Raw genomic sequence first — 23,120 nt, 5'->3', positions numbered from 1 at the left:
GTTATGTTTCAGGACGATTCGTAGCCGGTGCTGCTTCGCTCGTATGGAGCAGCCGATATAAGGCAGGCAGGACCAACAGTGTCAGTATCGTGGATGAAATGATACCGCCAACGACTACCGTCGCCAGCGGACGTTGAACCTCGGATCCAACCCCGGTATTGAGCGCCATGGGCACAAAGCCGAGAGAGGCCACCAGGGCGGTGGTAATCACGGGGCGTAGCCGTATCAGGGCCCCTTCGATGATGGCGCTATCGAGGTCGTAGCCGTGGTAACGCAAATCCCGGAAAAAGGCGACCATTACCAAGCCATTCAGAATTGCGATACCGGAGAGCGCGATAAAACCGACCGCCGCCGAAATGGAAAACGGGATATCACGAAGCATTAATGACAGTACACCACCGGTAAGTGCCAGAGGAATTCCACTGAAAATAGTCAATGCATCTCTTATGGAACCCAGGGCGAGTAACAGTAATCCCATGATCAGTACCAGTGTTAACGGTACCACCAAAGTCAGCCGGTGAGTGGCGGAGCGCAATGACTGATAAGTGCCGCCGTACTCGAGCCAATATCCGGAAGGCAGTTTCACCTTGCTGCTGACGGTCTGCTGCACATCAGAAACGAAACTACCGAGATCCCTGCCGCGCACGTTTGCGGTGACTACCACACGCCGCTTTCCATTCTCCCGAAATACCTGGTTGATTCCCCGGACAAGTTTCAGCTCGGCAACCTCCTCCAGAGGAACGTAGTTTCCACCGCGCCGGTGGACCGGCAGCTTTGCCAGCGCCGAAGGATCCTGGCGTAGAACTTCGGGCAGTCGCACAACGATATCTACGCGCCGGTCACCTTCATAAAACTGGCCGGCGACTGAACCGCGCAGTGCGGTGGCTAGCTGGCCCTGAACAGTACTGATGTCGAGACCGTATTGTGTAAGTGCCTTTCGATCGGGGCTGATTGTGAGCATGGGCAGGCCAGTGGTCTGTTCTACCTGAATATCGGCGATACCCTTCACGTTCCTGATTGCCGCTTCGATTTGATTTCCAAGCGCGGTCAGTTGGTTAAAGTCATCGCCAAATACCTTGATCGCGAGCTCTGATCGAACGCCGGCAATAAGTTCGTTGAAGCGCATCTGGATCGGCTGCAGGAACTCATACTGGTTACCGGGAATTGGCTCCACCAATGCGGCGAGCTCTTCAACCAGTTGGGCTTTGGGCTTATCCGGATCGGGCCACTCGGTACGTGGCTTCATGATGATGAAGTTGTCGGCGACGCTTGGCGGCACTGCATCCGTTGCCACCTCCGCAGTGCCAAGCTTGGCAAATACCCGCTCAACCTCAGGCAATTCCTTAATCCGGGATTCCAGTGTTTCCTGCAGCGCGATGGCCTGCTCAAGGGATGTGCCGGGTATGCGCAGTGCGTGCATCGCGATATCCCCTTCGTCCAGGTTAGGTACGAATTCACTGCCCAACCTGGTGGCACTGTATGCAGAAAGTGTCGCCAGCACCACTGCCACCGAGACCACGAGTAGCCGTTGCCGGATGGCAAACTCCAGCAGTGGGCGGTAAAGACCGCGCATTTTATCCAGTACCAGATGCTTTTTCTCAACAACCGGTTTGCGGAACAGGATAGCAATGCAGGCCGGGACAAAGGTGATGGAAAGTAGCATAGCGGATAGCAAGGCCATGACCACCGTCGTTGCCATCGGGTGGAACATCTTTCCCTCAATACCCGTGAGCGCAAAAATCGGCAGATACACCGCAGTGATGATGAAGACACCGAACATGGCCGGTCGGATCACCTCACGGGTGGATTGAAAGACGACTTCCAACCGCTGTTTTAAGCCAAGTTCGCCACCATTTCCAGATGCTTCACCCAGGCGACGAAGGCAGTTTTCAACGATGATGATCGCACCATCCACCAACAGACCAAAATCAAGCGCACCGAGACTCATCAGGTTTGCGCTGACCCGTGTTTGGACCATACCGGTTACGGTCATCAGCATCGCAATCGGGATAACCAGGGCTGTCAGTATGGCTGCGCGCACATTTCCCAGCAGCAGGAACAGAATGACGATGACCAGCGTTGCCCCTTCGAGCAAATTCTTCCTTACCGTCTGTAGTGTCTTGTCTACCAGAGCAGTGCGGTCGTAAACCGCCGTGACAGTAATACCGGCAGGCAGGCTTGCCTTGATCGTTTCCAGTTTTTCCCCAACAGCATGAGCGACCGTGCGGCTGTTCTCCCCGATCAACATGAACACAGTGCTCATTACTACTTCGCGGCCATTTTGCGTCGCGGCGCCGGTACGCATCTCCCGCCCCTCGCCAATCCTGGCTACATCGCCAAGCCTTACCGGAACGCCTCCAGTATCTGTTACCAGGAAGTCTGCAATAGCACCAACCGTCTCCACTTGCCCGGGCACTCGCATCAACCATTGGGCCCCGTTGTAATCAATAAAACCCACGCCGCGGTTCGTATTGTTTGCTTGCACTGCACGTATCACATCTTGCTGGGTCAGCCCGAAGGCAAGCAGGTTTTCCGGTTGCAAGGCAACGAGAATTTCCCGTTTGTAGCCGCCAATAGGATTAACTTCAACGACACCAGGAACGCGCAGCAGCTGCGGCCGGATAATCCAGTCGTGTACTGTGCGCAGGTCTGTAGTGGTGATCGGACTGCCGTCCGGTTTTCTCGCCCCCGGCTCGGCATCGACGGTAAACATGAAAATTTCGCCGAGACCTGTTGAGATAGGCCCGAGCTCCGGTTCCAATCCCGGCGGCAGGCTGTTGCGTGCGGCAGTCAGGCGCTCATTCACTAGCTGGCGTGCGAAGTATATGTCGGTGCCGTCTTCAAAAATTACTGTGACCTGGGACAAGCCATAGCGCGATAGAGAGCGTGTATAGGCGAGTTTCGGCATCCCCGCCATTGCACTTTCCACCGGAAAGGTTACCCGCTGCTCAACCTCCAACGGCGTGAAGCCGGGTGCTTCTGTATTGATCATTACCTGGATATTGGTGATGTCTGGCACCGCATCAATGGGCAGGCGCGTAAAGTTCCAGACCCCGATACCGCACAGTAGCGCAACAATCGCCAGCACCAGTACGCGATTCTGGATTGAGGTTCGGATCAGGTATCCAAGCATCCGTGGCCCTCAGTGATCGTGGGCGGCACCGGATTTCTCGATGTCGGCCTTGATGATGTAGCTGTTTTGGGTGACATAGCGCGTGCCGGGCTTGAGTCCGTCGAGTACTTCTACCCATTCACCGGTTTCACGCCCGAGTTTGAGCATGCGCACTTCATACTGGTCGCCATACCTGGCATAAACCACGGTGAAATCCCTAAAAGACTGGAGTGCAGACCGCTTTACTGCGAGAGGCACCTCATATTCATCGATCTGGATAACAGCAGAAAGAAAGGCGCCCGCGGCCAGCTGCGTGGGTGTTTGGCGTAACGCGACCCGCACGATGCTGGCCTGGTTTGGGCGAATAATCGGATCAACCTGCTGTACCACGCCGTCCAGTTTCGTTGCCAGTCCTCGCACGGTTAGCGATACCGGGTTTCCAGGCCGAACACGCGAGCGCGCTGCGGGAAAAACTTCCAGTTCCGCCAATAACGCATTGTCATCGCCGATGACAAGCAGGTTGCGGCCACCGGTTTGCTCGCCCGGATTGGCATTTCGTTGCAGGACGACACCATCTATAGGGGAGTGGATGGTATAAGACTTGAGATTTTCGTTACTGTTTACCGCAACTACCGCCTGCCCTCTCGCCACTCTCTCGCCCAGAGCCACTTTTACCGTGTCTACGGTGCCGTCAAAACGGGCCCGAACTTCCCTCATTTGTTCGGGGTTCACAACCAGTCGGCCATAAGCGCTTGTGGCCTCGCGCAAAACTGCGGGGCCTGCGATTGCCGTTTGTATACCCATAGCCTCGGCATTTTCCGCTGAGATGCGTGTGCGCCCCTCAAAGCTTTCGTATTGCCAGTGATACGTCTTGCCGCGATGGCGAATATCCACGGTTACAACAAAGGAATGGGGTTCACGAATAACCTTGTTACCCTGTAAATAATCTTCTTTCGGGACGAAGTTGATTTGTTCCTTGTCGCCCCCCAACCGGTCCAGGGTTACCGTGGCGATGATTTCTTTTGGATCCAGCGGCTTACCCTTCTCTGAAACCCAGGCCCTGAATTCCGGTGAAACGCCAGATTCAAAAATCGCGAGTTCAACCGCAAAATCGCCCTCGCGCAGTACTCGACCCTGATGGGGACCAGTCTCCCCCGTGGCGGCGTCATGTCCTCCAGGTGTTTTGCTGTCTGCAATCCCGACGGCACCGCGGCTGTATACGAAGCCCAGAAGCATGAGCAGAGTAGCCACGATGCAGGTGAATACAGCCGTTTTCACTTTCTGAACCCGGGCTGTATAGCTGGCACTGGTGGGACCGCCAGCGGTTGCGAGAGGGAAAGGCCGGTAAGTTTTTCTATTTCAATCCAATACAACCGTGCGGCGTATTGCGCCTCCAGTAGTGAAAGACGTGCATCGATAAGGTCCCGCTCAGCAGCAGCCAGTTCGTAATAACTGTATTTGCCCTGCTGGTAGGCGGCGCGAGTATCGGCCAGTGCCCGCTGAAGACTGGGGATAATGCGCTGGGCGATTGCTTCAGAGATATGGCGACTGTGCTCCATTTGCTGCGCCATGGCATACACCTGGGTTTCCAGCGCGATGGTTTGCGCGCTCTGTTCCGCCCGGTACTGGTTCTGCTCCGCCATTAGAGCGTTCACTCTGGCGTTATTTCGGTTGCGGCGCCCCAGCGGAATGGCAACACCGGCGACGAGACTGTAATCGTTGAGCTCCTCGAGGCGGCGGATACCGGCGTCGATGCGCCACTGTATTCCAGCTTCCGCTTTTGCCAGTTCTATTTGTGCAGCAGCAATGCGATCGCGATTCAGGAAAATCGCGAGCTCCGGGTTATTGGTTACCTGCCGTCGCAGCCAGGCGATATCCAGCTTGGCGACCGGTGCGGAGAGCGTACCTTCCAGCGTGGTAAATCCTGGAGACCTGACACCCCACTGGGCGGCCAATTGGTGCTTCGAGATGGTGTATTCGTGTTCGACGTCTTCGGCCGCCAGGTTTCGACGCTCCAGTTCCGCCCTGGCACGGGAAGCTTCCGCCTCGGGAAGTTTTCCTGCCTGAACCTGCCGGCGAATATCTTCCAGACCGTGACGGGCCTCTTCCTTAGCCCGCAGGGCCAGAGATAACCGGTCCTGCTGTGCCAGCGCCTGCAGAAAATATCTGGCAGTATCCGCAGCAACATCCAGGGCGGCAATTTGCTGCTCCGTCTCAATCAGCGAAGCTTTTGTATTTGCGGCTTGTACCCGTTTGTCGATCACATCGCACTGCAGTAGCCAGCTCACACCCACCGTGGTTTGAGCACTTTGGGTACCACTGAAGTCGCCGGTACCGGCGACGTCTTCAATTTCCACGCCAAGTTCTGGTCGTGGGCCTACCCCGGCCTGGATTGTACGCGCCGCAGCCGCCTGGCGCCGAAATTCGAACCCGGCCAGACGGGGGTGTTGCTGCAGACTGAAGAGAATGGCCTGCTCATAACGTAGGGGCGAGGTATTGGATTGTCCCTGAGCCATCGAGACCGGCTGCGCAAATGCGACTGCATACACGAGCAAAATGGCTACTGAGGTTCGGGCAAAAAGCTTCTGTCGATGGAAAAGCAAGACGGATCGCTGCACTGGGGTTCCCTGCGAAGATTCGGGACAGGCGCGCTACCAGCCGCCATATCCGATTTATCGCTGTTATGAACCAACATTAGCAGCTCGTCGCGAAACCGCTCGTCAATCGGGGGGATTGAGGTACTTATCCAGAAAAAACTGAGGGATTCGCGTTTCCAGCCAGTATTCGGGACGCCAGAGGCTTCCGCAAATAAACCCCACATGACCGCCCTGCTTGCTGATCGCCAGGCTGACTGATGCGCTGATTTCGTGCGGTTCCGGGATGGCGCTGGTACAAACAAATGGGTCATCGGCAGCATGAATAATCAGCGTCGGGACCTCAATCTGCCTGAGCAATGGTTTGCTGGATGCTCGTGTGTAGTAGTCATCAACGCCCCTGAAACCGTGCAGAGGCGCGGTAAAGTGGTCATCAAAATTACGGAAGCTGGAAAAAAACCTCGCCTCGTCCAACCGTGGCATTTTGCTCGCGAGTTCCGGATTCTTGGCCTTGCGCCTGAGACTCTCTTTCAAGCTGCTGAGCAGGTGGCGTTGATAGACCTTGGAAAATCCCTGCTGTAGCCGGCGGCTGGAGGCGTGGAGGTCCAGTGGTGCCGAAACGGAAACGGCGGCACTCAACAACGATTGCGCACCATCCTCGCCAAGCCACTTCAGGAGGACATTACCTCCCAGTGAATAGCCAACCGCCATCAGTGGTGTTGCCGGAAAGCGTTCCCGCAACTGCCCCGCGAGCCAGCGCGGATCGGCACTGTCACCGCTGTGATAGGCACGCGGTAACAGGTTTGGCACACCTCCGCAGCCGCGAAAGTGCATTACCGCGACCTGAAAGCCTGCCGCCAGTAGTGCCTGCATAATCCCCTGTACATAGGGTGATTCTACCGACCCTTCCAGACCGTGTAGCACCAGTACAATTGGGGCACTCGCGTCATCACGCAGGGGGGCCGGCGTGTGTAGTGCCAGGCGATCTCCATCCGGTGTCTGCAGCCATTGGCATTGGGTGTGGATCCACGGACGTGGACGGTGGTAGCGGGGAAATATGGTCTGCAGGTGGCAATTGCCAAGCCCGGTGGCTGGGCGAAAAACTTGCCTGCTTTCCTGCGGAAATGATTGGCTACTGGGCATTATTGGGCGCGACTTCACTACGGCTTTGAGGGCGCCCAGATTAACCACACCAGGGGGAATTTGCCAATGTCACGAAGGTTCCGGCGCGGTTACCGTTTCGTACAGGCTGTAGTCGCCACCGGGCATAATGACGAAGACGTTATAGGGTTTAAAATCTTTGCCCCGATACATGCCCGGACTGCCTTTGGGCATCCCCGGTACTGCCAGACCGATGGCATTTTTCGGTGGGTGGGCCAGGAATTTCCGGATTAATCGGGCGGGCACATGCCCTTCAAATACGTATTTACCACTCCAGACACCGGTATGGCACCCCTGCATACTGTGCGGTACCCCTTTTTGCTGTTTGATAGTCGCCGTATCCAGGTCATTTTCACTGGCGACCACAAACGCATTTTCCTCGAGGTGTTTGATCCATTCTTTGCAGCAAAGGCAGAACGGTGACTTATATACGATGATCTCGGCCTCAGTTTCAGCAAGGCTGGTCAACGGCATGAGCCAACAGGTAAAGGCGAGAAGCCCGGCGGTGCGATTAAGAAATTTCAGCATAATAAATGGCGAAGTGGTTGTTGTTGTCTGTCCAATGCCGGCATGACACAAATCCAGCGCGGTTCAGTAAGGCGGTGAGGCTTTCATCAGTATATTTATGGCTGTTCTCGGTGTGGATGGTTTCCCCTTCGGCAAATTGAAATTCGATACCAGCAACCCGAACCTGCTGGGCTTTCAGGCTGACCAAATGCATTTCTACGCGCTGGCGCAGCGGGTGGTAGAAAGCCCGATGGGCAAAGCTTTCCAGTTCAAAGTTTCCATTGAGTTCGCGATTAATACGCTGGAGCAGGTTCTTGTTAAACGCTTCTGTAACATGCTCGTTGTCGTGATAGGCGCGCTCAAGCACCACAGAGTCTTTGACCAGATCGGCACCGAGTAACAGTCCGTCCCCTGGCTTCAGCCAGCTGGCGAAACCTTTCAGGAGTCTCTCGGCGTCCTTCTCTGTGAAGTTGCCAACTGTCGAACCTGGGAAGAAAACGACCTGCCGGCCATCTACCGCGCTTCCATCCCAGCTGGTGGGATCTGTGAAGTCACCGACGATCGAGTGTACCGGGAGCTCAGGCAACGAAGCCTGCAGTCGGATTTGCGCTGCAAGTAATATCTCCGGCGAGATATCGATCGGGAAATACGCGGCCGGGGATGTCATGGCACACAGCAAAGGCTGCGCCTTTTCGCAATTGCCCGCACCCGGTTCAACCAGGGTCACATTGGCGCCCAGGGTTTTTGCAATGTCCGGTAAGTTCGTGGCGAAAATGTCTGCCTCGGTACGCGTCAGGTAGTAATCGTCCAGTTCACAGATTTGCTCGAAGATTTTTGATCCGGTCTCATCGTACAGATACTTGCAGGGCAAAGTCTTCTGAGGTGCTGAAAGTCCGGTAAGGACATCTTTCGAAAACTCGTGAACTTCATCGCATTGGTCCTCTAGCGCGCGAGTTACGGTGTTTTCCGGGGAATTTTGGTGTGTTTTCAGTGCAATATTCAAACTGGGTCTCCTGCCAGTCGGATGCCGGTAAATTGCCATGCCTGATGAGGATAGAAAAAATTCCGGTAACTGATGCGGATATGACTCGCTGGCGTGGCGCAGGAACCGCCGCGCAATACCATTTGGTTGCACATGAATTTGCCGTTGTACTCGCCTACCGCATCCGTGCTGGCGCGGAATCCCGGATACGGCTGGTAGGCACTGCTTGTCCATTCCCAAAGGTTGCCGAGAAATTGCGGGCGGCCACTGGACTCGATACAAGCGTCGAACTTGCGCTTTTCCATAAGGTTGGCACTCGAGAGCGTGTCCGGTTGCCGGTGCAGCCAGGCGGCAACCTCCCACTCAAACTCCGTCGGGAGGCGTTTTCCTGCCCAGGTCGCAAAGGCGTCAGCTTCGTAATAACTCAAATGACACACCGGCGCGTCCAAATTCAACGGGACGAGACCAGCCAGGCTGAACTGGTACCAGTGCCCTTCCCGCTGCTGCCAGTACAGTGGCGCTTTGCGGTGGTTCTGGTTTACCCACGTCCAGCCATCGGACAGCCACAGGCGCGGCTCGAGGTAACCGCCCTCTTCCATGAATTCGAGGTATTCCGCGTTCGTCACCAGCCGTGACGCAATGCTGAATGCCGGGATGAATTGCTGGTGCGGCGGTCCCTCGTTGTCAAAGTGAAAGGTATCGCCGTCGCTGCCGAGTGTGTAGATGTCTTCGGGGACCGCCAGCCAACCTAGAGGGTGAGCCTGTCCAGTCGGCGCCTCGTCAGGCTCGAGGTCTTCCTGGTACGCAGGTAGCAGTGGATTGATGGAGAACGCATGCTTGATATCCGTAAGCATCAATTCCTGGTGTTGCTGCTCGTGATTGAGTCCCAGGGTGATCAGATTCCATACATCCGGGGGGGGCTCCTCTTCGGTCAACAGCCGCTCAATAGCTTGATCGACGTACCGCCGATAAGCGAAAACCTGTTCGATATCCGGCCGGGAAAGTAGGCCCCGCTGCGGCCGTGCAAAGGGTTGCCCGAGAGAGTTGTAGTAGGAATTGAACAGGTGGTGGTAGTCAGGGTCGAAAACCCGGTAACCGGTGAGGTGTTTGCGCAATACAAAGGTTTCAAAAAACCAGCTTGTATGTCCAAGATGCCATTTACTGGGGCTGACATCCGGCATGGATTGCAGTTGCATGTCTTCTGCACTGAGTGGATCAGCCAGTGCACCGCTCTCTGCGCGAACCTGCTGGTAGTGGTTGAGCAGCTCGACACATGACTCTATCGACAGCTCCTGATTAGGATGAGAAGTCCCGGACTCCCCTGCTACCTCTGATCCCGCCTGCGTAATCAGATTCATTCCCGGATCCAGTCAACGGCTTTACTAGTTTTTGATCATACATACATTGTGGTGGATTCCCATGAATGCAGAGAAGGTGGCGCGACATAATGCGCCAGGAATTCTCTCCACCAAACACTGGGCACAAAAAAGGGCCGGCAGAGCCGACCCTTTTTGCGATCTGCAATCGGGATTGCGATCAGAAACGAACGGTGAAATCCGCACCGTACATGCGAGGCATGAAACGCCACGCGGGGCTTGCGCCGATCGCTGCACCGGTACCGCCATAACCGCCGGCAACTTCTTCGTCGGTCGCGTTCTGTACCCACAGCGCTGCGGAGTAACGATCGGATGCGCTGTTCCAACCTGCGCGCAGGTTAAACAGCTGGTAATCCGGAATCACACGAGCAGGATCGCTGATGGAACCCACACGTTCGCCAGTCCAGTTGTAGTCGCCGCGCAGAACAACATCACCGCCTGCATTCAGGGGAATGGTGTACTCAGCAAGGATGTTGAACTTATTCTTGGGTGTGCCTACACGAGGCTGACCCACGCGGGAGTTTTCCTCTTCCGTTTCACCGATGGATTCGATGATCTGGTAGCGGGTGTACTCGGTATCCAGGTATGAGTAATTACCGGCGACAAACAGGTTGTCAGTAGCAGCCCACTGGATCTCCATTTCAGCACCACGCCCCTCGGCGTCGGCGTTCCGCAAGTAGTAGTTCGGGATGGGCTTACCAACCAGATCCAGCTGCTGCAGATTGTCGTAGTCGTAGGCAAATACAGAAGCGTTGAAGCGAACCGCATTGTCAAACAGGCTGCTCTTCAGGCCGATTTCCAGGTTGGTCACGCTCTCCTGGTCGAAGGACGGGTCGATACCGTCAGCAACTGCAAAGCTGTTGAAACCACCGGCTTTGAACCCGTCCGCCAGGGAGATGAAGGTCATCACATCATCGTTCCAGCGGTAGTCCAGCACGATTCGGCCAGACAGGTCGCTCCAGGAATCGTTCAGCTTGGCATTCAGTACCGGTTCATTATTGTTGTTAAATGCCATACCGAACGGCTGCTGCATCACTACACCGGGCATCGGGATCGCGGTGAGGAAAGTGCCGTCAGGCAGCGGAATTTGCAGTGGATTGCCTTCGTCATCGACCAGCCCAATATTGCCAGTCAGGGCAACAGGCAGCGCATTTTGATAGGCGCTGTCGATGGTGAAATCTTTCTCGTCGGCGGTGTAGCGCGCACCAACGGTGAGATCCATTTTGTCGGTCAGGGTCCAGGTTACGTCACCGTAAATCGCCGCAGAGCGGTAATCACCGGTATTGGTAACACTCTCATTCCAGGGGGTATCGGCAGTAACCCACGGATAAATACCGGTCATCAAAGAGGCCATCATGTCCGCTTTGCTGAGGTTGTTGGCGCCGAGTTCCATACCGTAGGCCGCCAGCATCTGGTTGAGTGGCGCCAATTGCGCGTCAATTTGCTGATGAAAATCTTCCGAAGCCATCAGGAGGTCATAGACAACCGAGGTAACGGCAGTACCTTCGGGCATACCCGGGATCGCGCCAGCAGCCATAGCCGCGCGAATTTGTGCTGCAGCATCTTCCTGCTGAGTGGTCGTCATCTGATCGAAAGCCGCCTGCGGGATACCGAACAGCTCAGGGTTTGCTTTCAACCCTTCGTAAATTGCGAAGGACTCGAGCGAGCCGGCAGTAAAGTAAGCATCGGTGACGTGCTCAAGTTCTTCACGAGAGTAGGACGCGCCCAAAGTCCACTTCAGAGTGTCACTTGCGCCGTTCAGACGGAACTCCTGAGAGAACTGGGTCTGGTCGTCGAAGTTTGCGGAGCCGAACATGTAGTCCGGGTTCGCAGTGCCGTCCTCATCCTGCTGCAGGTGGGCATCAAAGCCACGGTACGCAGTAATCGAGGTAAAGGTTACGTTCTCAAAATCGTGAACGATGCTGAGGGAAGTACCCCAGGAATCACGGTCTTCGATGGTTGGGGTATCCAGGGCGTAGTCACCAAAGACACTGGTGCCACCATCCTGCGCCTGCAGGGTCGGGACGATGGAGGAGCGCAGTGCGCTGCCCTGATCCATGATGCCGTAATCTGCACGCCAGAGCACTTCGGTATCGGGGGATGGTTCCCACAGTAAGGACGCGCGGTAGGTCTGGGTATCAATGTTGCCAGTAGTGGCACCGCCATTAATGTTGTCGGCAAATGAATCGCGACGGTTGGTAGACGCAGTAAAGCGGCCATACACGTTGTCGCTCAGCTGGCTGTTGATCAGCAGGTCGGAAGACGTACGACCGTAATTTCCTGCGGTCAGGTTCAGTTCGGCAGAATCTTCAGCCTGCGGCTTTTGGCTGATGATGTGAATTGCACCACCGGTGGCGTTACGGCCGAACAGTGTGCCCTGTGGGCCTTTCAGTACTTCAACTCGTTCGATATCTGCCAGTGGAATTTCAGCGCCAGCGCCACGGCCGGTATATACGCCATCCACGTAGACAGCTACTGCGGGGTCTGAGCCCACGGTGAAATCGCCAGTCTCGATACCGCGCACGCTATAGGTGGGCTGCAGTGGGGTATCGTTGTTCATTTCCACACCCGGGGTGAATTTACCCAGGTCTGTCAGGTTTTTTACGCCCATCGCTTTCATGGAGTCGCCGGTAAAGGCAGAGATTGCGATAGGAACATCCTGAAGGTTTTCGGCGCGTTTCTGTGCCGTTACAACTACTTCTTCGATTTCCGCTGCATACGCAGTACTGCCAAATGCAGTTGCTACGGCAATGGCTCCGGAAAGTGTGGACAGGGTAAAGAGCCGGTTTTTACCGGACTTATCGGCGTTGTGCATCATCGCGGCCTCGCGTTTAGTTTTTATTGAACAAGCGTGATGAAAACTGCTTTTTTCATTGTTATGTCCGGCCATATTACGGGCACAAAACTGCCAAGAAAAGCTCTTGGTGACTTTTTTGTTGTGACTAGTCAGTTTTCTTTCAGTGCAATGTGCATTATGGCGCCATAGTGGCATTTATTTCTACCCTAACTGTGCCTATATGACCAAATATTGTTCCTTGGTAAGCTAAAAACTGAAGATTGCATTGGTACACTGCGAATGACGACAGGTCCCAAAATAACAACCCTAATAACAGCCCCGGAATTTGAGCGATGACTGATAAGCCACAAAACTCCTCTCGCCTTCTGCGAGTCTCAAGTGCCCTACTTGTCCTTTTTATACTAGTTTTTCTGACTGCCTGGTTTTGGCTGCGCCAGAGCCTGCCTTTGCTTGAGGGAGAGATTGAAACTGGTGAACTGGAGATTCCCGTTGAGATTCAGCGTGACCACCAGGGCGTGGCCTTTATCAGGTCGGACGATCGAGGCAGCATCGCCTATGCGTTGGGGTTCCTGCACGCGCAGGAGCGCTTTTTTCAGATGGATCTGTTGCGGCGGAATTCCTCGGGAGAGCTCTCCGAGTTGGTGGGCACTGCCGCGTTGGAACACGATCAAGGCATCCGCCTCCACCAATTCCGCAAGCGCGCAGAACGCAATATTACCGCCATGCCCGAGGAGCAGCGCGCGCTGTTGGAACGCTATGCGGACGGCGTGAACTTCGGGCTCGAGACGCTGGGAGCATACCCATGGGAATACGCGCTTCTTTCGCAGACGCCGCGTAAATGGGTGCCGGCGGACAGCCTCTTGTCAATTTTCAGTATGTACCTGACTCTGCAAAGCGAAACCGGAAAGTTTGAGCGGCGTGACAATGCGCTGGCTGAATTGCTGCCGAAAGATCTCTACGATTTCTTTGTGCCGAAAGGGGGAATCTGGGATGCACCACTTATCGGTAACGCGCGTGGACCACTGGCCCTGCCGGACACCAATATCGCTGCACTCGAGGTGTCGGGCCAGCCAATGGCCTATCTGCCGATGCAAAGCGAAGACATGATCGTCGGTAGTAACAACTGGGCGGTTGGCGGTGCGTTGACTTCCCATGGCGGCGCGATCGTGGCAGACGATATGCACCTTTCCATCACGGTCCCCAACATCTGGTACCGCGCCGGCTGGGAAGTTCCGGGCAGTGAGCGTGAGATGCGCGGCGCTTCCCTCCCCGGTGGTCCCATTATTGTAGCGGGCAGCAACGGCCAGGTGGCCTGGGGCTTCACCAACACCACCGCGGACTGGGGGGACCTGATCCCGTTAGAGCTTTCCGCTAATGGGGGGCAATACCGCACTCCCGACGGCTGGACAGATTTCGCTGTTGAGGAAGAGCTGATTGAGGTCAAAGGTGGTGAGCCGGTAACACTCGAGGTTCGCAAGACTATCTGGGGGCCAGTTGTCGCCAAAAACCATCATGGCACTCCCCTGGCCTATCGCTGGGTTGCACACGATGTGCGCGGTGCAAATATGAACCTGCTGCTGATGGAGCAGGTTTCCAGTACTCGCGAAGCCCTCGATCTGGCACCGCAATTGGGTATACCCCACCAGAATTTTGTCGTTGGAGATAGCGCAGGCAATATCGGCTGGACAGTGGCGGGCCCTATTCCGCGTCGCGTTGGACTGGACGGAAGCCGCTCCGTCAGTTGGGCTGATGGTACCGCCTACTGGGATGGATATCTTTCGCTGGCTGAACAGCCGCGAGTCTACAACCCACCGTCCCATCGTATTTGGACTGCGAATTCCCGGACAATGGATGGTGAATATCTGAAAGTCATGGGGGACGGCGGGTATGCGCTGGGCGCCCGCCAGCAACAAATCCGTGATGATCTTTTCGCCCGTGAGCAATTTGACGAGCAGGATCTCCTGGATATACAGCTGGATGATCGCGCGGTATTCCTGCAGCGCTGGCAGGAGCAGTTGCAGGCACTGACTGATGATATCGAAGGGTATGAAGAGGTCGCTGCGCAAATTGAGAGTTGGGGCGGGCGAGCCAGTGCGGAGTCGGTTGGTTACCGGATCGTACGCAATTTCCGGCTCAAGTTTATCGAGCTTGCGACCGCACCTGTGCTGACTTACATGCGTCGACACGAAGAAGACTTTTCATTTGGCCGGGTGAATCGCCAGGTGGAATATCCAGCCTGGGCAATGCTGGAAAAGGAGCCGGAACACTTGCTCAATCCAGAGTTTCAGACCTGGCGCGCCTTGAAAATAGCTGCGCTGGATGCAGTGCTTGAGGAAATGGCGGAAACCGACCTCCCTCTCAATGAGCAGACCTGGGGTGTACAAAACGCGGCGCGTATTCAGCACCCACTGGGCAAGGCTGTATCGTTGGTGAACTGGTTTACGGCAATGCCGGCGGACCCATTGTCTGGCGATTCCCATATGCCGCGAGTGCAGTCCTCTACCAATGGCGCATCAGAACGCTTGGTTGTGGCACCAGGTCGTGAAGAATCGGGTATTTTCCACATGGCAACAGGCCAGAGCGCCCATCCCCTATCGCCTTTTTTCGGAAACGGGCACCGGGACTGGGTTGAGGGTAATCCCTCCCCCTTCAAGGAAAAAGAAACCACTTACAACTTGCGATTGAATTGAAAATAAGGCGCACCTGAGCGGCGCAATGCTGCTCAGGCCGTTTCGTCAAGAATGGCGAATGAAAGGAACGATGTGAACAGCCCTATCGCCAAAATAAATGGCAGTAGCGGAAAACACAGCATCAGCAGTGACGTGCCGATCCAGAGGTTTTTAACCCAGCCCCGCTTGATCTTGTAGCGGCGTGAATAGCGCCGCAGGTGATCATCATCTTCTTTCGCCAAGACAATTTCACTTTCCTGTGGAAGGAAAGTTCGCACCAGGATGGTGCAATAAAATCGAATCAACATCCAAAACATACTGGCCACCACTCGCGAACAACTTCCTCAGTATAGTTACGAGCGCAGCGAGTGATGGTTGAGATGTTGCCCGAGCGGCAAAAGAATGGATAGTAGATCGGCCAGACTTGCCGGCTACTGGAACCAGCCCAGTTTTTCGCGAAGATTGACGACGCCGCCGACGATCGTAAGCGCGGGCGCCTCCACTTTGTGTTCCTCAGCGAGGGCGGGCAGCGAAGCGATAGTCCCCACCACGACGCGCTGGTCCACGGTAGTGCCTTTCTCCACCAGTGCGGCGGGCATGTCTGGAGCCATGCCATGGGCGATCAATTGCTCGGCGATGGTAGACAGGCCTGTCAGTCCCATATAAAACACCACGGTCTGATTCGGTGTGACCAGCTCTTGCCACGGCAATACCAGATCCCCCTGTTTCAGGTGCCCGGTAATGAAGCGAACGGATTGGGCATAATCCCGGTGTGTCAGTGGTATCCCGGAATAAGCGGAACAGCCGATCGCCGCGGTGATACCCGGTACCACCTGAAATGGGATCTTTGCCTCCGCCAGCCTATCGATTTCCTCGCCGCCACGACCAAAGACAAACGGGTCACCGCCTTTCAGGCGCAATACCTTTTTGCCCTCTTTTGCCAGATCAACGAGCAGTTGATTGATGTCATCCTGGGGGACGGAATGGAACTGCTTTTTCTTGCCGACGTAAATACGCTCTGCGTCGCGGCGTACCAGCTCAAGTACTTCGGTTGATACCAGTCGATCATATAAAACGACGTCCGCCTGCTGCATGAGACGCAACGCACGAAACGTCAGTAGGTCGGGATCCCCGGGGCCGCCGCCGACCAGATACACCTCGCCGCCAGGCGCCGGGGTGTCTTGCCAGCGCTGGAGCTCGCGCAATAGCGTCTGTTCAGCATCCGCACTGTGGCCGCGTTCGACCTGGCCGACAATCGGGCCACTGAAAACCCAGTGCCAAAAATCCTTGCGGCGTGCTTCAGGCAGTGCGGCCTTTACTCTGGCCCGCATACGCCCGGCGAGCTCGGCAACAAGCCCCAGTCCGGGTGAAAGCAAAGTCTCGATCTGGGCGCGCAGCATACGAGCCAGCACCGGGGCGCTGCCGCCACTGCTTATGCCGACCGTCAACGGGCCTCGCTCGACAATAGAAGGGAATGTGAAAGTGCAAAGATCCGGGGAATCCACCACATTCACCGGTAGGCGCAAAGCCTGTGCATCTGCCGACACCTGCGCATTCACGCCGCCGTCGGCTGTAGCAGCGACGACCATGTCGACGTTTTTGAGCAGATCCGCGTGATAGCGACCGACGATATATTCACCGCCGCTTGCCAGCACCAGCTGGCGCAGCTCATCGGTGATATCCGGAGCCACTACCAGCAGGCGCGCCTCCGCCTTTTTCAATAGCCGCGCTTTGCGCGTGGCAATGGAGCCCCCACCGACAACTAGGCAGGGACGATTTCTTAAATCAAAAGCGAGAGGCAGGTAACGCAAAGTTGTATTCCAATTACTGCTTAGCCGATCTTGGTGGCGCCCCCCATATAAGGGCGCAGTACTTCCGGTACTTCGATACTACCATCAGCCTGTTGGTAGTTCTCCAGAACCGCAATCAGTGTGCGGCCCACTGCCAGCCCAGAACCATTCAGGGTGTGCAGCAATTCCGGCTTGCCTGTCTCCGGGTTGCGCCAGCGGGCTTTCATGCGGCGAGCCTGGAAATCCCCCATCAGGGAGCAGGAAGAGATCTCGCGGTACTTGTCCTGGGACGGGATCCAGACTTCCAGATCGTAAGTCTTACGGGCACCAAAGCCCATATCTCCCCCGCAAAGCACAACCGTGCGGTACGGGAGGTTCAGCTTCTGCAGAACCGCTTCTGCATGGCCGGTCAATTGTTCCAGGGCGTCAATGGACTGATCCGGGCGGGCAAACCATACCAGTTCTACCTTCTCGAACTGGTGCTGGCGAATCATACCGCGCGTATCCCGACCGTGGGAGCCCGCTTCTGAACGGAAGCAGCTGGTGTGGCTGACAAACTTGTGCGGCAGTGAATTGGCGTCTTCGACAATTTCATCGCGGTACAGGTTGGTCAGCGGCACCTCTGCGGTCGGGATGAGGTAGAAATCGCGCTCGTCTTCCAGCTTGAACAAATCTTCAGCAAATTTGGGCAGCTGCGAAGTGCCGTACAAGGAGTCAGCGTTAACGATGACCGGGACATTGGCTTCGCGATAGTCATGTGCCTCAATGTGCAGGTCAAGCATGAACTGTGCCAGCGCGCGGTGCAGCTTGGCGACGGAACCAGTCATCACCGCAAAGCGTGATCCAGTAAGTTTGGTGGCTACCTCAAAATCAAGGCCGCCGAGGCTCGCGCCCAGGTCTACGTGATCCCGCACTTCGAAATCAAAACTGCGAGGCTCACCCCACTGGCGTACCTGCACGTTATCGTCTTCCGTCGCACCTTCCGGCACCGACTCATCGGGGATATTCGGGATCGCGAGCAGAATATCATCCAGCTCCTGCTGCAATTCGGAAAGCGCATGCTTCGCTTCGGCCAACTGACCGCCCAGCGATTCGACTTCTTTCAGTAGTGGCGCAATGTCTTCACCGGCAGCCTTGGCACGACCGATGTTTTTAGACTTGCTTTTGCGCTCGTTCTGCAGCGACTCGGTACGCACTTGCAGTTCCTTGCGCTGCTCTTCGAGCTGTTCCAGTTTTGCCGTGTCCAGCTGCATGCCGCGCTTGGCGAGCGCCGCCGCAACCTGGTCCAGTTGAGTACGAATCAGTTTAGGGTCGAGCATGATGTATTGATTACCGCGTTATAGATATTTCATAGCCAGTGCAATGGCCGCCCCTGTGGCCGCCAAACACACCAGCAAACTGACCAGAATATAGGCCAGAGCCGTTAAAGGCTGGCCATTGTGCCACAACAGCACGGTTTCCAGCGAGAAGGTCGAGAAGGTTGTCAGAGCGCCGAACAGGCCAGTCATGATCATCAGCCGCCACTCCGGCCCCAGGAGTCCGCGTTCGACGATCAAAACATAGGTGATGCCGATCAAAAAAGAACCGACCACATTTACGATAAACGTGCCGAGTGGTACCCGGCCTTCGAAGACCGGGTAACTCCATACGCCTATCAGGTGGCGAAGTATGGCGCCTACAGCGCCGCCAAGTGCGATTGCAAGCCATTGCATAGACTGGATCTGACGTTTTTGTTGTTGTCTTGGAATATTACGGTTTTTCCGGGCTTGGGTACCGTTGCAACGGGCTCTTCCGATTCAGGCTTTCCAGGCGCTGCAGCTTCTCTAAAATTTTGCCTTCCAGTCCGCGATTTACCGGATGGTAGTAGCGCCGGTCCGCGATCGCCTCCGGGAAATAGTTCTCTCCCGCTGCAAACCCCTCAGGTTCGTCGTGTGCGTAGCGATACTCAGCCCCGTGCGCCATTGACTTCGCAAGCTTGGTGGGTGCATTGCGCAAATGAATGGGCACCTCGTAACTGGGCTCCCGGCGCACATCCGCCAGCGCGCGCTTGTAGGCACTGTATACAGCGTTACTCTTGGCGGCGATGGCGAGATATACAATGGCCTGTGCGATTGCCAGTTCCCCTTCCGGGCTGCCGAGACGCTCCTGAACATCCCAGGCGTTGAGCGCGATTTCCATGGCGCGCGGATCTGCGTTGCCGATATCCTCGCTGGCCATTCGCACTGCCCGGCGTGCGATATATAGCGGGTCGCAACCGCCATCGATCATGCGCGCAAACCAGTAGAGCGCTGCGTCCGGGTCAGAGCCGCGTACAGATTTGTGCAGCGCAGAGATCTGGTCGTAAAAGTAATCCCCGCCTTTATCAAACCGGCGGACATCCGCACTCAGCACCTCAGTCAGTACGGAGTCATCAATTACCTGCTCTCCACTTTCTTCGCGGGAAAGGTCGCAGGCAATTTCCAGCAAATTGAGTGCACTGCGGGCATCGCCGTCGGCACTCAGGGTGATTTTATCCAATATGTCCTGGGGTATGCGGATGTTGCGGGCAGACAGCTCCGCATCCTCAGCCAGCGCGCGGGTCAGCAGCCCGTTCAGCTCTTCCTGGCTGAGGCTCCGCAGGAGGTAGACCCGGCAGCGCGACAACAGCGCATTGTTAAGTTCGAACGCCGGATTTTCCGTGGTGGCGCCGACAAAGGTAACCGTACCCTCTTCCACATATGGCAGAAAAGCGTCCTGCTGGGACTTGTTAAACCGGTGAACCTCGTCCACGAACAGGATGGTGCCGCGCCCGAATTGCGCACTATGCTGCTCGGCCTCGGCAACCGCCTGGCGAATCTGCTTTACCCCCGCAAGTACAGCAGACAGTGTGGCGAAGCGCGCATCACACTCCTGTGCCAGCAGGCGCGCAAAGGTGGTTTTGCCAACCCCAGGAGGCCCCCACAGTACCATGGAGTGGAGCTGCCCGCGCTCTATGGCTTCGCGCAGCGGTTTACCTTGCCCCAATAAATGCGTCTGGCCCACATAGTGGGCCAGAGTTTCGGGCCGCATGCGGGCGGCCAATGGTTGGTGTCGGGGTTGCGACTGGAACAGGTCATTCATCGCGGATTACGTCGGTCCCCTTGGGTACTTTGAAGTTGAAGATGGAAGACGACAGCTTCGGGTTAGCCTGCAAGCCATTGAAGTTGATCTCGGTGGTCTGCCCCATGCCATCACGTACGGTCATTGCGGAGGGCAAGCCACCTTTATCGAAGCGAATCACCATGGATTTGAACGGTGCAGACTTGCGCTTGGGTGTAAGGTAGTAAGCGCCCTTCTTGTTGGCTACTGCAAACGAGCCGCGAATGTCTTCAACCTTGCCGCCGAGCAGTAGCGCAGGTGTTTCTTTCATGCGGTTATCCACCGGGCGGATGGTCACCTGCTCCAGGTCCGGATCGTACAACCACAGATTCTTGTTGTTGGTCACCAGAAGCTGCGGAAAGGGTTCGCCGGTCTGCCAGCGCAACTTGCCGGGACGCTGCACAGAAAAGTTGCCGCTGCTTTTCTGCAGTACCTTGCCCTTTTCGTCCTTCAGCGTTTGGCGGAAGCTCCCGGAAATGGCACCCAGTGGCTGCAGTAACCGGCTGAGCTCATCGGTGGCATCAGCACGGGCGCCGGAGGTGCCCAGGGTGAATCCCAGTGCGATCAGGAAAAGACTAAGAGTTTGTTTCATGGCTGCCTTCCTATTTGCTTGTCGGTTGGGGCTGTCCTTAAAGACTAGTTGGCGGCAAGTGAACCCTGCCTGAACCCCAAACGAAATACCGAAGCTCTATGCCGGTGGCGGTGCCAGCACCTCGCGATTACCGTTAGCCTGCTGGGGCGAAACCACGCCGGCTGCTTCCATGGTTTCAATCATGCGCGCGGCGCGATTGTAGCCGATACGCAACTGGCGCTGCACGGATGAAATGGATGCCTTCCTGGACTTGGTCACAAAAGCAACAGCCTCATCGTAAAGCGCATCCGCTTCCGGATCGTCTTCCCCACCCTCAGTAGCCATACCCGGCACCGGGATACTGTTGTTCGAGTCGTCTACGATGCCATCAATGTACTCTGGCTCACCGCGGCGACACCAGTCAGCAACAACCTGGTGAACCTCATGATCATCCACGAAAGCACCGTGTACCCGGATCGGCACTGCAGTGCCTGGTGGCAGGTAGAGCATGTCACCATGGCCCAGCAGCTGCTCGGCTCCGCCCTGGTCGAGAATGGTGCGGGAGTCGACTTTCGAGGACACCTGGAAGGCCATTCGTGTCGGTACGTTGGCTTTGATCAAGCCAGTGATCACGTCTACCGACGGGCGCTGCGTGGCCAGTAGCAGGTGGATACCGGCTGCCCGTGCCTTCTGGGCAATTCGGGCAATTAGCTGTTCAACTTTTTTACCGACGATCATCATCATGTCGGCAAATTCATCAATCACAACAACGATAGCAGGTAGATGCTTCAAGTGTGGCGCCGTTTGCTCTGCTTCCGGCACACTCGACATCGGGTCTGGCTGCCACGTCGGGTCGATCAGGGGTGTTCCTGCGGCGATGGCTTCCTTCACCTTGCGGTTGAAGCCCGCGAGATTGCGCACTCCCATAGCGGCCATGAGTTTATAGCGGCGCTCCATTTCACCGACGCACCAGCGCAAGCCATTGGCCGCGTCATTCATGTCGGTGATTACCGGTGTGAGCAAATGCGGGATACCCTCGTAGACCGAAAGCTCGAGCATCTTCGGGTCGACGAGGATTAGCCGTACCTGCTCGGGTGTGGATTTGTAAAGCAGGCTCAACAGCATCACATTGATGCCTACCGACTTACCGGAACCGGTGGTACCGGCCACCAACAGGTGTGGCATTTTGGCAAGATCAGCGACAACGGGCTGTCCGGCAATATCGTGACCGAGTGCCAGCGTCAACGCGGAACCAGCCTTTTCATATATTTCAGCGCCGATAACCTCCGACAACCGTACCATCTGGCGGTTTTCGTTCGGGATCTCGATGCCTACCACCGATTTCCCGGGAATGACTTCCACAACCCGGACACTGATTACCGCCAGTGAACGTGCGAGGTCTTTGGCCAGATTGGTGATACGGCTGACTTTCACCCCGGGCGCAGGCTGAATTTCGAAACGGGTAACCACCGGACCCGGCAAAACTGAGACCACCTCGGCAACGACCCCGAAGTCTTTTAGCTTGAGTTCAAGCAGCCGCGAAAGGGCCTCCAGGGACTCACGTGAAAACCCGGCCTTCTTATTAGTGTCTGCAGGGTCCAATAGCGAAAGCGCAGGTAGCTCGCCGGTCACCGGTTCGTTGAACAGTTCCCGCTGCTTTTCTTTCGCGACCCTGGGACTTTCTTTGACTGGCGGGACAGTGGGCTCGATCCTTGGTGGCTGCCGCTTCGCGGTACGCTGCTTCTCTTCTTCTATTGCCGCTTTGCGTACCACTTTCGCTTCCAGTGCCACACGCTTTTCTTCACGGTTCTGTCGCGCTCTTGCCAGGCGCGAGGCAATCACGGAAAACACAAACAGCACACTGCGGCCAATATCTTCGAAAAGCTTGAGCCAGGACATACCGGTAAAGATGGTGACACCGATGGCAAATAGAGAGAGCAGCAGGATGGTTGCTCCCACATAACCAAGCCCCTGCTCCATAAACGCAGAGATTGCAGCGCCGAGGATGCCGCCGTTCGAGAACGGCAATGGAGCTTGTGATTCAGCAAAGCAAAGTGTTGCGATGGCCGCGCCAGCTAAAAGCAATACCACCAGCCCGGCAAGCCTTAACGCAAACAGCGGACCGTGAAAACGCGCATTGCGGTCGCGCAACATCCGCAAGGCGCGCCAGCCGATCAGGATCGGAAACAGGTAGGCCATCCAGCCCAGCAGCGACAGACTGACGTCGGCAAGCCAGGCTCCGGTGGGTCCTATCGCGTTATGTATGTCGCCACCACTGCCCGTATGGGACCAACCGGGATCACCCGCGTCGTAGCTCAGCAAGCTGATGCCGGCCAGCAAGGTGCCCGCTAGCAGCGCAATCAACGACCCCTCACGTGCAATACGCGCAATGAATGTTTCCGGGATCGCGTTTGCCGTTTTGGCTTCTGTCTCAGCCTTCAATG

Annotated in this window: 16 protein-coding genes; 1 reads left to right on the top strand and 15 read right to left on the bottom strand. The window is 56.1% G+C overall.

The features are described from left to right. Window position 1: 1 nt before the first annotated feature. The 8 genes from LC093_RS01810 to LC093_RS01775 form a co-directional block, all read right to left on the bottom strand. Complete coding sequence (locus LC093_RS01810) at window positions 2-3,133, bottom strand: efflux RND transporter permease subunit (RefSeq protein ID WP_226661389.1); 3,132 nt, start codon at window positions 3,131-3,133, stop codon at window positions 2-4. A gap of 9 nt (window positions 3,134-3,142) precedes the next feature. After that, complete coding sequence (locus LC093_RS01805) at window positions 3,143-4,390, bottom strand: HlyD family efflux transporter periplasmic adaptor subunit (RefSeq protein WP_226661388.1); 1,248 nt, start codon at window positions 4,388-4,390, stop codon at window positions 3,143-3,145. Beyond that, the gene (locus tag LC093_RS01800; RefSeq protein WP_226661386.1) at window positions 4,387-5,730 is read right to left on the bottom strand and encodes a TolC family protein; all 1,344 of its coding nucleotides are present in this window, start codon (window positions 5,728-5,730) and stop codon (window positions 4,387-4,389) included. Before LC093_RS01800 ends, LC093_RS01805 begins: the two co-directional genes overlap by 4 nt. 102 nt (window positions 5,731-5,832) lie before the next feature. After that, the gene (locus LC093_RS01795; protein WP_226661385.1) at window positions 5,833-6,849 is read right to left on the bottom strand and encodes a hydrolase; all 1,017 of its coding nucleotides are present in this window, start codon (window positions 6,847-6,849) and stop codon (window positions 5,833-5,835) included. Window positions 6,850-6,918: 69 nt separating this feature from the next. Further along, window positions 6,919-7,395: a DUF411 domain-containing protein gene (locus LC093_RS01790; RefSeq protein ID WP_226661384.1), complete on the bottom strand. Its 477-nt coding sequence runs from the start codon at window positions 7,393-7,395 to the stop codon at window positions 6,919-6,921. Next, window positions 7,379-8,377: an L-histidine N(alpha)-methyltransferase gene (egtD, locus tag LC093_RS01785; RefSeq protein ID WP_226661382.1), complete on the bottom strand. Its 999-nt coding sequence runs from the start codon at window positions 8,375-8,377 to the stop codon at window positions 7,379-7,381. Before egtD ends, LC093_RS01790 begins: the two co-directional genes overlap by 17 nt. Then, window positions 8,374-9,714, bottom strand: coding sequence for an ergothioneine biosynthesis protein EgtB (gene egtB / locus LC093_RS01780; protein WP_226661381.1), 1,341 nt, complete (start codon window positions 9,712-9,714; stop codon window positions 8,374-8,376). The genes egtD and egtB overlap by 4 nt, the downstream gene beginning before the upstream one ends. 178 nt (window positions 9,715-9,892) lie before the next feature. Next, window positions 9,893-12,550, bottom strand: coding sequence for a TonB-dependent receptor (locus LC093_RS01775; protein WP_226661379.1), 2,658 nt, complete (start codon window positions 12,548-12,550; stop codon window positions 9,893-9,895). Window positions 12,551-12,975: 425 nt separating this feature from the next. Here LC093_RS01775 and LC093_RS01770 point away from each other — a divergent pair, with 425 nt between their 5' ends. Continuing rightward, window positions 12,976-15,219 (top strand): penicillin acylase family protein, encoded by a 2,244-nt coding sequence (locus tag LC093_RS01770; RefSeq protein WP_226661378.1) that lies wholly within the window; start codon window positions 12,976-12,978, stop codon window positions 15,217-15,219. 32 nt (window positions 15,220-15,251) lie between these two features. On the opposite strand, the gene LC093_RS01765 is transcribed toward LC093_RS01770, so the two are convergent. The 7 genes from LC093_RS01765 to LC093_RS01735 all read right to left on the bottom strand — a co-directional run bounded on the left by LC093_RS01765 (window position 15,252) and on the right by LC093_RS01735 (window position 23,118). Then, on the bottom strand, window positions 15,252-15,515 hold the full coding sequence (locus LC093_RS01765; RefSeq protein ID WP_226661376.1) for a hypothetical protein: 264 nt from the start codon (window positions 15,513-15,515) through the stop codon (window positions 15,252-15,254). Between the two features lie 114 nt (window positions 15,516-15,629). Then, window positions 15,630-17,009, bottom strand: coding sequence for a siroheme synthase CysG (cysG, locus tag LC093_RS01760; protein ID WP_226661375.1), 1,380 nt, complete (start codon window positions 17,007-17,009; stop codon window positions 15,630-15,632). 20 nt (window positions 17,010-17,029) lie between these two features. Next, complete coding sequence (gene serS / locus LC093_RS01755) at window positions 17,030-18,307, bottom strand: serine--tRNA ligase (protein ID WP_226661374.1); 1,278 nt, start codon at window positions 18,305-18,307, stop codon at window positions 17,030-17,032. 18 nt (window positions 18,308-18,325) lie between these two features. Continuing rightward, window positions 18,326-18,700 carry a fluoride efflux transporter CrcB gene (crcB, locus tag LC093_RS01750; protein ID WP_226661372.1) on the bottom strand — a complete coding sequence of 125 codons (375 nt, stop codon included), beginning with the start codon at window positions 18,698-18,700 and terminating at the stop codon, window positions 18,326-18,328. A 37-nt stretch (window positions 18,701-18,737) separates the two neighbouring features. Further along, window positions 18,738-20,087: a replication-associated recombination protein A gene (locus tag LC093_RS01745; protein WP_226661370.1), complete on the bottom strand. Its 1,350-nt coding sequence runs from the start codon at window positions 20,085-20,087 to the stop codon at window positions 18,738-18,740. After that, window positions 20,080-20,697 (bottom strand): outer membrane lipoprotein chaperone LolA, encoded by a 618-nt coding sequence (gene lolA / locus LC093_RS01740; RefSeq protein ID WP_226661368.1) that lies wholly within the window; start codon window positions 20,695-20,697, stop codon window positions 20,080-20,082. Before lolA ends, LC093_RS01745 begins: the two co-directional genes overlap by 8 nt. Window positions 20,698-20,793: 96 nt before the next feature. Continuing rightward, window positions 20,794-23,118, bottom strand: a complete 2,325-nt coding sequence (locus LC093_RS01735; protein ID WP_226661366.1) for a DNA translocase FtsK — start codon at window positions 23,116-23,118, stop codon at window positions 20,794-20,796. Between the last annotated feature and the right edge of the window lie 2 nt (window positions 23,119-23,120).

Source organism: Microbulbifer aggregans, assembly GCF_020524005.1.
Lineage (GTDB): Bacteria > Pseudomonadota > Gammaproteobacteria > Pseudomonadales > Cellvibrionaceae > Microbulbifer > Microbulbifer aggregans_A.
The sequence above is the reverse complement of the archived record's forward strand: the minus strand, read 5'-3'. Positions and strand labels throughout refer to the sequence as shown.

Coding starts and splice junctions, on each gene's coding strand:
- LC093_RS01790 (WP_226661384.1), bottom strand. CDS start 7,395: ATGCTGAAATTTCTTAATCGCACCGCCGGGCTTCTCGCCTTTACCTGT.
- egtB (WP_226661381.1), bottom strand. CDS start 9,714: ATGAATCTGATTACGCAGGCGGGATCAGAGGTAGCAGGGGAGTCCGGG.
- LC093_RS01810 (WP_226661389.1), bottom strand. CDS start 3,133: ATGCTTGGATACCTGATCCGAACCTCAATCCAGAATCGCGTACTGGTG.
- serS (WP_226661374.1), bottom strand. CDS start 18,307: ATGCTCGACCCTAAACTGATTCGTACTCAACTGGACCAGGTTGCGGCG.
- LC093_RS01795 (WP_226661385.1), bottom strand. CDS start 6,849: ATGCCCAGTAGCCAATCATTTCCGCAGGAAAGCAGGCAAGTTTTTCGC.
- LC093_RS01745 (WP_226661370.1), bottom strand. CDS start 20,087: ATGAATGACCTGTTCCAGTCGCAACCCCGACACCAACCATTGGCCGCC.
- LC093_RS01765 (WP_226661376.1), bottom strand. CDS start 15,515: ATGTTTTGGATGTTGATTCGATTTTATTGCACCATCCTGGTGCGAACT.
- lolA (WP_226661368.1), bottom strand. CDS start 20,697: ATGAAACAAACTCTTAGTCTTTTCCTGATCGCACTGGGATTCACCCTG.
- LC093_RS01775 (WP_226661379.1), bottom strand. CDS start 12,550: ATGATGCACAACGCCGATAAGTCCGGTAAAAACCGGCTCTTTACCCTG.
- crcB (WP_226661372.1), bottom strand. CDS start 18,700: ATGCAATGGCTTGCAATCGCACTTGGCGGCGCTGTAGGCGCCATACTT.